Genomic DNA, 13,027 nt, shown 5'->3' with positions numbered 1-13,027 from the left:
GGCGGTTCGAACGCTCCTGGTTTGTTTTATAACTAACTAATAGGTAAAAATTATGACCTCACAATAATCCTCCTTCCTTCTATTTTAAAGTGAACAGCCCCTGTTAATTGTATTTTATTTAACAAGTCTTTTATGTTTTTTCCACGGGAAATTGAGCCCCCCAATTTTACGTTGCTCATATCGTTTTGATATTCTACCTCCACATCATACCACCTGGCAACTTTTTTCATAATGCTCACAACACTTTCTTTCCTGAATGTGAAATATCCATTTTTCCAGGAAACGGCATCATCCGTATTTACATAAGTCACATTAATTTTTTCACCCGAGCGTGCCACATCAGCTTGCTGGCCGGGAACAAGCAAAGCCTGTTGATTCAGCTTACTTAACAATACAGATCCCTCAAGCAGCGTTGTCTTTACAGATGAATCATCTTCATAAGACATTACATTGAAATGTGTACCCAATACTTTTATATTGACGTTGTTGGTATTGATTGAAAAAGGCATGTTCTTGTTTTTGGCAACCTCAAAATAAGCCTCGCCGCTTAGTTCCACATGTCTTTCTGCTCCTGTAAATTTAACCGGGTACCTCAATGAAGATGCTGCATTTAACCATACATTGGTTCCGTCGGGCAAAATAACCTGGTACTGCCCGCCCCGCGGTGTGCTAATTGTGTTAAATGATATCTTGTCACCTTTATCGGGCAAGCCGGTATCAGAAGAATAAACTAATTGCCCATTTTTTTCTTTTTTTATAGCAACCTGTTCGTTTTTTTCAATAATACCGTTAGAAACCTCATTTAGATTGATGGTTGATCCGTTGGATAGCGTTAGAATGGCTTTATTTCCTCCCGGAACTATGGGTTTGAAAGAACTGACTAAATTATTTGATTTATACCTGCTCTCGCTGGCCTCATGCTTGTTTAAAAAAAACAATCCGACTGATATGACCAGCAGTACCGAAGCAGCAACAGCCCACCATAACGAGGGCGCTAATCTTTTGACAGACTTATTTCGACTGTTTTCTATTTTATTGAAGATTTTTTGATGAATGTGCTGCTGGTTATCTATCCTCTGGTCATTATGGAAATCCTGAATGTTAAATCCATCATCATAGCTCAATAACAACTCCTCCTCTTCAGGAGTGGTATTGCCTGACAGGTGCTTTTCAAACAGAATGATGTATTCCTCTTTAGTCATGGATGATAACTGGCTTTTGAGTTATAGAGTGCTTTTATTGGTGATTGCTCCCATAAATTATTGATAAATAATTTATTTTTATATAACAAGCTGACTATCAGAGCAATTAAATTTCATCCGATTTAATGTGATCATTTGCAAAATATTGTATCTATTTTAGTTTACCAATTAAATGTTAAACGAAACCTTAAGCGACCAGGAATTATGGGAAGCTATCTTGAAAGAAGATTCTCAGGCTTTTGCTATGCTATACAATAGATACTGGTTGCGTTTATACAAAACCGCGTCCCATTATATTAAAGATAATAATGCGTGTGAAGAAATAGTTCATGACGTTTTTTTAATTATTTGGAATAAAAGGAGATGGTTAAAGATTGAACATTTTGCCAGTTACCTGAATGCCACTACCAGGTATGAGGTATTTAGATATATAAAAGCGACAAAACTCTCGAAACTTGAATACAACGAAAGTTATGTTGAAGATGCCTCCAGCCCTGTTTTCAATTTAGGTCAGGCAAAGCTAAATGAGCTTGACATTGAGCACGTGTTAAACGGACACCTTAAGGAACTTCCTAAACGCTGCCGTGAAATATTTTATATGAGTAAGATCCGGCAGTTAAGTAATGATGAAATAGCTAAGGAATTAGGAATTAGCAAACACACGGTAGAAAATCAGCTTTCTTATGCGTTAAAACAGCTAAAAGTTTCCATGAAGGATCTACCTATCATGATGATTGGTTTATATTTTTTATTGTCGCAAGTATAAGGTTACTTCTTTGAAAAATCCCGTCTTATGCGGCTAAGTGAGGTGTCTGTAATACCCAGATACGATGCAATATGTTTAAGCGGGGCGTTTTGAAGGATAGCATAATCATTCTTTATTAAATTAGCATACCTTTCTTCTGCGCTCTGGTTGATCATGGCTAATGTACGCTGTTTAGACCTAACCAATTCCCTTGCAAGCATCTGCCGGCCAAATTCCCTGAACTCGGGCAGCAAATGGAACAGCTTATTAACCTTTTCATAAGAAATAGTGTATCCCAGGCACTCTGTAACCGCCTGTATGTTTTCCATAGAGGGTATTTGAAGGAAAAATGAAGCCGGATCATAAACTGCCCGGTGTTTTGAAAAAAAGTTGGTTGTTACTTCGTTTCCTTCATGGTCAAAAGTATATGCCCGCATAAGCCCTTCAACCAATTGGACAGAATCACTTATTTTACCCTGCTTTAAAAAAAATTCATTTTTGGCAAAGTGCCTTTCTTCATATTCTTCAACCATTATCTCTATTGCCCCGTCAGACAGCAATTGACTTTTCTTAAATAAATCTTTTAGCGGTTGTTTGTCCATTTATATTTAATATAATTCATGTAAGCATTTCATCAGCGTTGCGGGCTTGCACACCATAATTAGATTACAAATCGTATGCTCTTTTCTACTTCGAAGTTGTAACGAATATAAAACAAAAAACCCGATCAAATTGACCGGGTTTTTACTGTTGTGCGGAAGAAGGGACTCGAACCCCCACGCCGTGAAGCGCCAGATCCTAAGTCTGGTGCGGCTACCAATTACGCCACTTCCGCATTAGGATTTTTAACAGGTCGCAAAGATAGTGTTTACTGCTAATAAATAAAACATAATTTTCATTTTTTAGCTATCTACCTCATTTCTTTGCCATTAATTTTATGTTATATTATTTATCAGCGTGGTAAAATAAGCCGAGGCATATAACAGCCTACTCCCATACCAGGAAAACATTTCACCATCAACTAATATCACACTGGTTCCGGGTAACATTTCCTTAAATTCATCAATATGTTTTTGGGCGAACGGGTATGGTTCTGATGATAAAAAGACTACATCCGGCTTGGTAGCTATTAACTCATGGGCGGTTATTTCAGGATACCGGGCGGTTTGGAATGCGTTTGTTAACCCGCACACGTTAAGCATGCTATCTATAAAAGTACCGCTCCCGGCTACCATATAGGGCTTGCGCCATATAAAATAGGCTACACGCAGGTTTAAAATGGGTAAGCTGAGTGCGTTAAACCGGTTACTGATATCATCACGTAATGTTTTTGCTGCCGCTTCGCGGCTGGTGATTAACCCTACCGATTGGATCATGTCGAGCGCACTATCCAGGTTGTTAATGTCGCTTATCCAAACCGGGTAAACGTTTATCAGCTCTTCTATCTGGCTACGGTCGTTTTCCTCTTTGTTAGCAACGATCAGATCGGGCTGCATCGCCTTTATCTGCTCAATATTTAACTGCTTGGTGCCCCCTACCTTAGTTACGGTTTTAAATTTGTGCTCCGGGTGAATGCAAAATTTGGTAATACCAATAACTTCGGTATCAAGCCCGAGATCAAACAACAATTCGGTTTGTGAAGGTACGACGGATACAATCCTTTTGGGTACATCTGGAATGTTTACTGCACGATTGAGCTGATCGTGAAAAACAGGCATGTTAAAAGGCGTTTTCTTCTCCTTTTACCACGTTCCAAACGGTAAGGAAGATGATCTTCATATCCAGCAGGAACGACCAGTTTTCCAGGTACCAAACATCGGCTTCCACGCGCTCAAGCATGGCCTGGGTAGTTTGGGTTTCGCCCCTTAGTCCTTTTATCTGCGCCCAGCCGGTGATGCCTGGTTTAAGGAAATGCCTTACCATAAAGGTATCTATCAACTGTGAGTACTGTTGGGTATGGCTGATCATGTGAGGCCTTGGTCCTACTACAGACATATTGCCTAGTAACACGTTGAAAAACTGGGGCAGTTCATCGATACTTGTTTTACGGATAAATGCACCGGTTTTGGTTATACGCGAATCTCCACGGGTTGCCTGCTTTTTATCAGAGTCGTGATTTACACGCATGCTCCGGAACTTGTAACATTTGAATGGTTTATTATCTCGGCCCGAACGTTCCTGCACGAAAAATATTGGACCCCTTGATTCCAGTTTTATCAGCAAGGCCAGTATAGGAAACAGCCAACTGAAAACAAACAGGATAATAAACAAAGCAAATAATACATCGAACAACCGCTTGATTGACCGGTTAAGCATATTCTCTAATGGCTCGGGGCGTACAGAGATTACCGGGATATGCCCAAAACTTTGTATAAAGGTTGGTTTTTTGGCATAATCATAATACTCTGGTATAAACTTAAACCTGATAAGGTTTTTATCCGCATCGAGCATCAGTTTTTCAATTGTTAATGCTTCTGAATTGGGTAGTGTACAAAATATCTCATCAACTTTATTGTTGAGCACATAGCTTATACAATCATCGGTGCCACCCAAATAAAGGCGTTTATCCCTTACCTGCTCGGGGTTGTCGTCAAAAAAACCAACCAGGCTATAACCACGCTCAGGGTTTTGTTTAAAAAAGCTGTATAGGTCGGCCCCTATCCTGCCACCGCCGACAATAATTACCGCACGGGTATCAATTAATGAGGCACGGTCGCTTTTGCGTATGGTCAGGAACACCAGTTTCCATAATCCTAATAAAAAGCCAAATAAAGCCAGTGAGTAAAAAAGGTATTCCCGGGTAATGAAATAAGCTTTGGTACCTATGAGTATAATAATGGTGAAGCATATAAAGCTCACAAATAAAAGATAGGTTTTAATTACACCACGGTAGGTTTTTATCGAATCTTTATTTAAAACATGTTCATATAAACCTGTGATATTGGCCGATAACAGCCAAATTAAATTGAACACCAATACAATGGGCAGATATTTTCTGTTATTAATCCAAAAAATATACGATCTGTCTTCGATGAAGTAAGAAATTACCATACTCATATTAAGTATAATATAATCTATGGTAAGGTTCACTGCTTTAATAAAAGTAGCGTATCTGTGAATCATGTATTAGAGCTTATTGTAGTAGATATATATTGCTAAAATTAGCATATTTATTTTATATATAACAATCTGATAATTGAATATCCGAGTCGTTACGAAAATGTCATGTTACTGAGCGCAAAATTAAAAATTAAGAAATTTAAACAAAACCAAATATAAAATATTTAAGCGATTTAGCAGTTAACCAATGGGTAAAACAATCGTTAATTTTAATAGTGGTAAATTGATTTACAAACGACCGTTTGCGATAGTTTTATCCAAAACCCCTTTGATATCATAAATTACAGATGATTCGTTTTTTCGGAGCTTATGATAGTCCAGATCCAAAAATTCCCGGTGTCCTACGGCTACAACAATAGCATCGTAATTTCCCCGCAGTTTACCCATGTCTTTTATGGTGGTTACATTATATTCCTGCTTTACCTCAGCCGGGTCAGCCCATGGATCATATATCTCACAATGTGCATCATAATCGCTTAAAATGTTCACAATATCAATCACCCTGGTATTGCGCACATCGGGGCAATTTTCCTTGAATGTAAAACCCAGCACCAATACATTGGCGCGTTTAACAGAAATATCATTCCTGACCATGAGTTTTATCACCTCAAGGGCTACATAACTTCCCATGCCATCATTAAGCCGCCTGCCTGCCAGTATAATTTCGGGGTGATAGCCTACTTCCTGCGCCTTTTGTGCCAGATAATACGGATCAACCCCGGTACAATGACCACCTACCAGTCCTGGCTTAAAATTCAGAAAATTCCATTTGGTTCCGGCTGCCTCTAAAACGGCGTGGGTATCAATATCCATAATGTTGAATATCTTGGCAAGCTCATTTACAAAGGCAATATTAATATCGCGCTGGGAGTTTTCAATCACTTTGCAGGCCTCGGCAACTTTCATACTGGGCGCCTTATGTGTACCGGCAGTAACAATGGTACGGTAAAGCCCGTCTATAAAATCGGCCGCCTCAGGTGTTGAACCCGATGTTACCTTTAAAATATTGGTAAGAGTATGTACTTTATCACCGGGATTAATGCGTTCGGGCGAATAACCTGCAAAAAAATCACGGTTGTATTTTAATCCCGATACCTGCTCCAATACCGGGATACAAACATCCTCGGTAGCGCCCGGATATACCGTTGATTCATATATTACCACATCGCCGGCTTTAAGCACACCACCCACACTCTGGCTGGCTTTTATCAAAAGGCGAAGATCGGGGCGATTGTACTGGTCTGTAGGTGTGGGTACCGAAACTATATATACATTGCATGATGCAATGTCACTAACGTTTGATGTACATATAAGTCCATTGCCCGCTGTTGTATCAGTTGTTAATACAGCTGAAAGTACAGCCGATTCGGTTTCGAGTGTGCGATCAAATGCGTTGTTCAATTCATCAACGCGGTTCTGTTTAATATCAAACCCTTTTACCTGGAATTTATGGGCAAACTCTACAGCTAGCGGCAAGCCTACATATCCTAAACCAATAATCGCGATGCGGACATTTGCAGGAGGAGTAAATTTTTTGACAGATTGATTTAATGGTTGATCAAACATTTTTTTCAGTAGAGGTAGATAGAATGTAAATATAAATAAACTTAATTTTTGTAAAGCGTTATGCCTTACTGACCATATATCTGATAAATGCCACTAACAGTTCTGTTTTGAGCAGAGCCAACCAGTAAGGTAGTTATCTTTTTTTCGATCATCAATTGCTCGGCCTGGCTTGCAAATTCTTCACTGTCAATAATAACCGGGTTTACAGTCATTATTTCAGTAATCGTTAGGGTTGATGTATCGGGATGCTGTAATAAAGCACGCCTCAGGTCGCCATCGGTAACTATTCCTTTTATATAAGTTGCATCCCCTACCATTACCATACCCAAACGCCCGGCCGACATGTTTAACAACAAATCCATAAACGATGCATTTTCGTTTATAAAAGGCAGTTTATCGATACGCATCAGGTCTTTTACCTTAACCAGCAATTTACGCCCCAGGCTGCCTCCGGGATGAAAACGTGCAAAATCATGCTGCTTAAAATCGCGCGATTCCATTAAGGCAATAGCAAGCGCATCGCCCATTACCAGCGCGGCAGTAGTTGATGATGTAGGGGCCAATTCAAGCGGACAGGCTTCACGTACTATTTTTATATTGAGATGATAATGGCTGTTTTTGGCAACTGTTGAATTGGGATTGCCGGTAACACCGATAACCACATTTTTATTCCAGCTTAAAAAAGGGATGATCCTTAGCACCTCTTCAGTTTCGCCCGAATAAGATATCAGCATCACCACATCGTTGGCCCCTACCATGCCCAAATCGCCATGGAAGGCTTCTCCCGGATGCAGGAAAAAGCTGGGTGTACCAGTACTGGCCAATGTAGCCGCAATTTTCTTACCGATGAGGCCGGATTTGCCAATACCCGTTACTACAACTTTGCCGGTAGTATTCAATATGGTCTGTACTACCCTTGTAAATTCATCATCAATTAAATCGGCTACATGCTGCAGCGACTCAACTTCAATATCAAAAACCCGTTTAGCAATATGCTTCATTTACGTTTCTGCGTAATACGTTACACGTTTTATTTTAAATCAAATCACTTATTACGAAAACGTAATACGTAAAACCTACTCATCAGGACAATAGCGGTGCTAAAACCTTGTCCAGATCCTGTAACTTAACCATGTTAGGGCCATCACTAAGAGCGTTGTCCGGGTCAGGGTGTATCTCCATAAAGTAGCCGTCGGCGCCAAAAGCTTTAGCCGCCAATGCCATCATGGGTACAAAGGTACGGTCGCCACCGGTTTTGCCACCGGCACCACCAGGCCTTTGTACCGAATGGGTGCAATCCATACAAACCGGGTGACCAAAGGCTTTCATATCGTAAATATTCCTGAAATCAACAGCAAGGTTATTGTAACCATACATGTTGCCACGCTCGGTAAGTATAACCTGCGTATTGCCTGCCTCAATTACCTTTTGAGCCGGATAAAACATATCCTGACCCGACAAGAACTGGGCTTTTTTTACGTTTACTATTTTACAGGTATGGGCGGCAGCCACCAACAAATCTGTTTGACGGCACAAAAATGCCGGGATCTGTAATATATCAACCACCTGGGCGGCAATTGCAGCCTGTACAGGTTCATGAATGTCGGTTGTTACGGGCAGATTAAAACGCTCTTTAACATTTTGCAGCATTTCCATTCCCTTTTCAATGCCCGGGCCACGGTATGAATGGATAGATGTGCGGTTAGCCTTATCAAACGACGATTTAAAGATTACCGGCACGTTATACTTTTGTCCGGCTTCGGCAACTTTCTCGGCCACCTGGTATAGCAGTTCCTGATTTTCCATTACACAGGGACCTAATATAAAAAACGGCTTTTGCCGTATCTGTTCAAACAACATAGTTTATTTATGGTATAAGAAGCAAAGATAGTGATAAGCACGAATTACAACGAATGGGCATAAATTTCACAAACGGCGGGATATTACTCTAATTGATAGAATCAATCATACATTCTATAATATTTTGGTAATTAAAGTACATCGATTAGTGCTAATTAGTTTTTATTCGTGAAATTCGTGTTTAATTTGATTATGAACTACTTTGAATTTTATGACCTTCCCGAATCTTTCCATATTAATCAGGCTGCGCTGAAGAAAAAGTTTTATGAACTGAGCAAACAGTACCACCCCGATTTTTACGCCGGTGAAGAAGAGGCTAAACAACAGGAAATACTGGAATTATCAACCATAAACAACAAGGCTTACCAGGTACTTTCCGACCCGGCGCGCCGAATGGAGTACATTTTAAAGCTGCACGACCTGGTATCGGAGGGTGCAAAACCACAGCTTCCGGCAGATTTTTTAATGGAAATGATGGATATTAATGAACGCCTGATGGAAGTTGACGATGCCGGGCAACTGGCGGAAATAACTTCGGAAGTGCTTGCTATTGAGGGTGATATTAACGATAAAATCCATGTACTGACCAAAGATTATGAGCATTTAGACCATACCGCGCAGGAAAGCAGGCGCATTGAAATTGCAGAAATTTACTACAGACAAAAATATCTGTTGCGAATTAAAGAGAGTTTAGATACATTTGCAGCCCGCTTGTAAGGAATACCACTTACAACATAGCATGCCCAGCTGGCGGAATTGGTAGACGCGCTGGTCTCAAACACCTGTGGGAAACCGTGCCGGTTCGACTCCGGCGCTGGGTACAGGAAAAGTTAGGTAGTACTCAACTTTACTGTAATATTTAAAAACCCTCTTTACATTACGTAGAGAGGGTTTTTTGTTTAACGAAATCCTATTTATCTTTCTAATTTTATGGAATTAACATTTTCAACTATAAAGCATCAATTCTAATGAGCATACGTACAATTAGGGAAATAGGAGGCCAATACGAAATTTCTACGGGGGTATCTAAAAATGATCTCGAAAGGTTAAGCAGTAATCCAAAAACAAAATCTATTCAGATTGCAGATCCGTTAACTAATAAAGAGATAATGCTATTAGAAACAATTATATTTTCTAAAAGGCCCGATATCTTATTTAGAGTATACGGGCACTATGGAAAAACTTGTGATTTAACATTTATTAAACAACTTCCTTCGCTTAGAAAAATTTCTGCCGACTGCTTAATGGAAGCAAAAGGGATTGAAAGCGTAACCAAACTTAAAAATTTGGATGTGCTTGGATTGGGGATTTTCAATTTAGATAACTTTGACTTTTTAGAATACATTGATCCTAAAATCAAAGAGCTTTATCTTCATCAAACAAAGTCGAAGAAACCCAAGATCGATATAATAGGAAAATTTTCAAATTTGGAATTTTTATATTTAGAAGGACAACAGAAAGGGATAGAAGTAATTCAGCATCTACATAAACTGAAGAAAATCATATTACGTTCAATATCCACTAATAATGTTGATTATTTAATAGGGCTACAGGATTTATGGTCGGTAGATATTAAGATTGGCGGTATTAAAAATTTTGATGGGTTATTAACATTGCCGAAACTAAAGTATTTGGAATTGTGGCAAATAAGAGATTTGAAAGACTTATCTTTTGTTTCAGAACTAACTACACTTCAAAATTTATTTATTCAATCATTGAAGCAAGTGCAAAGACTTCCAAGTTTCAGCAAATTAACTTCTCTGAAAAGAATCTATCTTGAGAACTTAAAAGAGCTTACTGATCTTTCAACTTTGAAAACTGCTCCTGCTCTTGAAGAGTTTATTTATGTATTAGCTCAAAATCAAGAACCAGAGAATTTAATTCCAGTTTTAGAAAATCAATCCCTAAAAAGAATTTTCTGCAAGTTTGGCAGCGACAAAAAGAACGATAGATTTGATAAATTAGTTACATCATATAAAAAAGAGCAATACGATTATAGCGAATTTGAATACATTTAATTAACTAGTCTCAGTTTAGCAACTACTTTTTTTGACACTTACAAATTTCGGGTTCAATTCAAACCCGGTAATTATAAAATCACTCACAGTTTATGTCATAAAGTCTCCTGATAAAACGACTATTTTATGAATCCCTTGACTTTCAAATCTTGAATTATTGGCTCTATAAGCCGTAAAAAGCTTTCTAAATGTTGAAAGTATTCCTGCTGCTGGGTACGAAATGAAATATAAAAAAAGCTAACATACTGACTGTTAGCTTTTTTTATATTAAAAACATGTAATAATTATAGTTTTGAGACACATGATTATCTCTATGACTATCTGTCTATTAATTTTTTAACGGGTTCGATTCCCGCTCTCTTTCTTGGGTTTAGGTTTGAAACTTAAGGCTTATATTCTAAGTTAATTTTGCAGCTTACTAGCTTTTATTTTGAGTATGTGCTCAATAATTTCAGTTTGGAAATGTACAAAAAGTTTTATGGAAACATAAAAGCTGAAGTTTGCACTTCAGCCTTATTTCTGCTAATACCTTGTTACAGGTAATTTATTTGTCCGTTCGCTCTATCTATTTTATTATTACCAAGGAATTTCGCCTGTTTCCGGTTCTAATTCCTCGCTGATGAACTTGCCTGATATTCCGTCTTTATCTAACAGAGCGTATTTTACTATGCGTTTTCCAGCAACTTCAACATTGCCACCAAAAAAGTTGGTATGGTCGGTTTTTGTAAGACCTGGGCAAACAGCATTTACTTTGAATGACGTATCACGAAGTTCATGAGCCAAATGTATGGTATACATATTCAAAGCCGATTTAGAAGAAGAATAAGCTGAAAAAGATTTATAGCCGTAATTTGGAGAATTCGGGTCGCTATGAAGTGTTAGAGAGCCCATATTTGAACTTACATTTACGATGCGTGGCTCTTTTGATTTTTTTAATATATCAATGAATGCGGTTGTCACTCGCACCACTCCATACACATTAGTTTCATAGATTTTTTTGAAATTCTCTATGCTTGCTGCCGTAGCATCTTCTGCAATGCCATCAGCATTAATTCCCGCGTTGTTAATCAATATGTCCAAAACGTCTTTTTTTTTACCGATTTCAATTCGTGCATTTTTTACCGAATCATCATCAGTCACATCGATCTGAATGACCTCAACGCTTACCAATCCTTCGGCTGCCAATTTTTTTACGGCCTGTAAGCCATTTTCTAAATTTCTACTTCCGATGTAAACGTAAAATCCTTTTTGCAATAGCTGTTTGGCAGTTTCAAAGCCAATACCTTTGTTTGCTCCTGTTATGAATGCTGATTTCATTTTTCTTTATTTTTAAATTTACCATGCAAAGATGATTCTATTAAAAATGAAGTCATTTACCATTTGGTAAAAAGTGATTCTAGCGAATGTTTTTTCGTATTCTACTCAATGATTGCTGCGTGACTCCCAAGTATGATGCAATATGAGAAAGCGCCACACGGTTAACAAGTGATGGATAATTATCCAAAAATTCCAGGTAACGTGTGGTAGCATCTTTTGAAATCATAGGATTTTTATTGAATAGTTGGTACATACACTTTTGAATCATTTTGTTTTTAATGATGTCCCAACCAACGATTGTTAAAGACAATTCGTCCCAAAGTTGCTTTGAAAATACAATAAGTTTGCAATCAGTACTGGCTTGTAAGTATGCAGCAGAAGCCGAATTTGATTCAAAACTTAAATAATCAACTACTAAGTTATTTTCAGGTATAAAACACCGTGTAATTTCTTCGCCTTTATTGTTGTAATAACAGCCTCGAACAATCCCTTCCACAATGAATCCGACTTGTCGCGAAATTTTTCCTGCTTCCGAAAAATATTCATCTTTGCGAAGTTCAATTTCTATGACATTACTTGTTATAAGGTTAATTTGCTGTTGGTTCAGATTCCCAAATTGCAAAATGTATTCTATCAATTCTTTCATTGTTGCAAAATAATAAAATGACTTTGCTTGGAATTTACCATTAGGTAAAAGTAGGATTCAATTATTACGGTCACTTAATATTGACTGTAAGAGACTTATATGATCGACAAAATTACAAAAATATCTCCCATATGCGGAATTAGTGCGCCTTTTAGAAAATCGGTAGAAAAACAGGTATATTGGGGCATTAAACGATAGGTTCTGCTCCCGCTCTGAATGGATAAAAGGATCTTGAGTAGAGTTAGATTCCCATACCTTACAGAGAAATTTCTGGAATCAATCTTTCTGTAGATTTTTTGAAATTTAAATACAACCCTATTCATAAGTTTTGTTTCATTAGCAATTGCTATAATATTAAGGTTAGGAGAATTTATCAGATCCAGTAATAACTTTCGACGCTCTCCAAAACATCCAAAAACCGCATAAGTGGTTCAAAGAATTTCCCTTACTCGGTACAAATTGCATCACGAAACCCGATAACATATTGATTGTTAGCGGGTTTTATTGCTTTATTCCAGTTATTTAACTAATTATCCAAACATTAAAATTGAGT

Annotated in this window: 12 protein-coding genes and 2 tRNA genes; 4 read left to right on the top strand and 10 right to left on the bottom strand. The window is 38.1% G+C overall.

Translation table 11 applies throughout. The features are described 5' to 3' along the window. Positions 1-50: 50 nt before the first annotated feature. The gene (locus SNE25_RS18120; RefSeq protein WP_321560402.1) at positions 51-1,202 is read right to left on the bottom strand and encodes a FecR family protein; all 1,152 of its coding nucleotides are present in this window, start codon (positions 1,200-1,202) and stop codon (positions 51-53) included. Between the two features lie 172 nt (positions 1,203-1,374). Here SNE25_RS18120 and SNE25_RS18115 point away from each other — a divergent pair, with 172 nt between their 5' ends. Continuing rightward, positions 1,375-1,968, top strand: a complete 594-nt coding sequence (locus tag SNE25_RS18115) for an RNA polymerase sigma factor (protein ID WP_321560401.1) — start codon at positions 1,375-1,377, stop codon at positions 1,966-1,968. A 2-nt stretch (positions 1,969-1,970) separates the two neighbouring features. On the opposite strand, the gene SNE25_RS18110 is transcribed toward SNE25_RS18115, so the two are convergent. The 7 genes from SNE25_RS18110 to kdsA all read right to left on the bottom strand — a co-directional run bounded on the left by SNE25_RS18110 (position 1,971) and on the right by kdsA (position 8,493). Beyond that, entirely contained in the window at positions 1,971-2,549 is a 579-nt protein-coding gene (locus tag SNE25_RS18110; RefSeq protein WP_321560400.1) for a Crp/Fnr family transcriptional regulator, read from the bottom strand. A gap of 151 nt (positions 2,550-2,700) precedes the next feature. Next, positions 2,701-2,782 (bottom strand) — tRNA-Leu (locus tag SNE25_RS18105). A gap of 100 nt (positions 2,783-2,882) precedes the next feature. Then, positions 2,883-3,665 carry an ABC transporter substrate-binding protein gene (locus SNE25_RS18100; protein ID WP_321560399.1) on the bottom strand — a complete coding sequence of 261 codons (783 nt, stop codon included), beginning with the start codon at positions 3,663-3,665 and terminating at the stop codon, positions 2,883-2,885. Position 3,666: 1 nt separating this feature from the next. After that, complete coding sequence (locus SNE25_RS18095) at positions 3,667-5,070, bottom strand: undecaprenyl-phosphate glucose phosphotransferase (protein WP_321560398.1); 1,404 nt, start codon at positions 5,068-5,070, stop codon at positions 3,667-3,669. A gap of 225 nt (positions 5,071-5,295) precedes the next feature. Next, the gene (locus SNE25_RS18090) at positions 5,296-6,633 is read right to left on the bottom strand and encodes a nucleotide sugar dehydrogenase (protein ID WP_321560397.1); all 1,338 of its coding nucleotides are present in this window, start codon (positions 6,631-6,633) and stop codon (positions 5,296-5,298) included. A 65-nt stretch (positions 6,634-6,698) separates the two neighbouring features. Next, the gene (locus tag SNE25_RS18085) at positions 6,699-7,634 is read right to left on the bottom strand and encodes a KpsF/GutQ family sugar-phosphate isomerase (RefSeq protein WP_321560396.1); all 936 of its coding nucleotides are present in this window, start codon (positions 7,632-7,634) and stop codon (positions 6,699-6,701) included. An 82-nt stretch (positions 7,635-7,716) separates the two neighbouring features. Continuing rightward, a complete protein-coding gene (gene kdsA, locus SNE25_RS18080) occupies positions 7,717-8,493 on the bottom strand; it encodes a 3-deoxy-8-phosphooctulonate synthase (RefSeq protein ID WP_321560395.1) in 777 nt (258 codons plus the stop codon). A 192-nt stretch (positions 8,494-8,685) separates the two neighbouring features. Between kdsA and hscB the strand changes: the two genes are divergently transcribed. The 3 genes from hscB (at position 8,686) to SNE25_RS18065 (ending at position 10,511) form a co-directional block, all read left to right on the top strand. Beyond that, the gene (hscB, locus tag SNE25_RS18075; RefSeq protein ID WP_321560394.1) at positions 8,686-9,210 is read left to right on the top strand and encodes a Fe-S protein assembly co-chaperone HscB; all 525 of its coding nucleotides are present in this window, start codon (positions 8,686-8,688) and stop codon (positions 9,208-9,210) included. Between the two features lie 24 nt (positions 9,211-9,234). Then, positions 9,235-9,314, top strand: a tRNA-Leu gene (locus SNE25_RS18070). A gap of 147 nt (positions 9,315-9,461) precedes the next feature. Beyond that, entirely contained in the window at positions 9,462-10,511 is a 1,050-nt protein-coding gene (locus SNE25_RS18065) for a leucine-rich repeat domain-containing protein (RefSeq protein WP_321560393.1), read from the top strand. Between the two features lie 576 nt (positions 10,512-11,087). Here SNE25_RS18065 and SNE25_RS18060 read toward each other — a convergent pair. Both SNE25_RS18060 and SNE25_RS18055 read right to left on the bottom strand, forming a co-directional pair. Next, positions 11,088-11,828, bottom strand: a complete 741-nt coding sequence (locus SNE25_RS18060) for an SDR family oxidoreductase (protein WP_321560392.1) — start codon at positions 11,826-11,828, stop codon at positions 11,088-11,090. Between the two features lie 79 nt (positions 11,829-11,907). Beyond that, positions 11,908-12,474, bottom strand: a complete 567-nt coding sequence (locus SNE25_RS18055) for a Crp/Fnr family transcriptional regulator (protein WP_321560391.1) — start codon at positions 12,472-12,474, stop codon at positions 11,908-11,910. Positions 12,475-13,027 lie beyond the last annotated feature (553 nt).

This window comes from Mucilaginibacter sabulilitoris (assembly GCF_034262375.1).
Taxonomy (GTDB): domain Bacteria; phylum Bacteroidota; class Bacteroidia; order Sphingobacteriales; family Sphingobacteriaceae; genus Mucilaginibacter; species Mucilaginibacter sabulilitoris.
Note: the sequence above shows the minus strand (reverse complement) of the source record. Positions and strands in the feature narration are given on the sequence as shown.

What these genes read in the sequence shown, in the direction of transcription:
- SNE25_RS18115 (WP_321560401.1), top strand. Translation starts at nt 1,375, where the DNA reads ATGTTAAACGAAACCTTAAGCGACCAGGAATTATGGGAAGCTATCTTG.
- SNE25_RS18100 (WP_321560399.1), bottom strand. Translation starts at nt 3,665, where the DNA reads ATGCCTGTTTTTCACGATCAGCTCAATCGTGCAGTAAACATTCCAGAT.
- SNE25_RS18090 (WP_321560397.1), bottom strand. Translation starts at nt 6,633, where the DNA reads ATGTTTGATCAACCATTAAATCAATCTGTCAAAAAATTTACTCCTCCT.
- SNE25_RS18060 (WP_321560392.1), bottom strand. Translation starts at nt 11,828, where the DNA reads ATGAAATCAGCATTCATAACAGGAGCAAACAAAGGTATTGGCTTTGAA.
- kdsA (WP_321560395.1), bottom strand. Translation starts at nt 8,493, where the DNA reads ATGTTGTTTGAACAGATACGGCAAAAGCCGTTTTTTATATTAGGTCCC.
- SNE25_RS18120 (WP_321560402.1), bottom strand. Translation starts at nt 1,202, where the DNA reads ATGACTAAAGAGGAATACATCATTCTGTTTGAAAAGCACCTGTCAGGC.
- SNE25_RS18055 (WP_321560391.1), bottom strand. Translation starts at nt 12,474, where the DNA reads ATGAAAGAATTGATAGAATACATTTTGCAATTTGGGAATCTGAACCAA.
- SNE25_RS18085 (WP_321560396.1), bottom strand. Translation starts at nt 7,634, where the DNA reads ATGAAGCATATTGCTAAACGGGTTTTTGATATTGAAGTTGAGTCGCTG.
- hscB (WP_321560394.1), top strand. Translation starts at nt 8,686, where the DNA reads ATGAACTACTTTGAATTTTATGACCTTCCCGAATCTTTCCATATTAAT.
- SNE25_RS18095 (WP_321560398.1), bottom strand. Translation starts at nt 5,070, where the DNA reads ATGATTCACAGATACGCTACTTTTATTAAAGCAGTGAACCTTACCATA.
- SNE25_RS18110 (WP_321560400.1), bottom strand. Translation starts at nt 2,549, where the DNA reads ATGGACAAACAACCGCTAAAAGATTTATTTAAGAAAAGTCAATTGCTG.
- SNE25_RS18065 (WP_321560393.1), top strand. Translation starts at nt 9,462, where the DNA reads ATGAGCATACGTACAATTAGGGAAATAGGAGGCCAATACGAAATTTCT.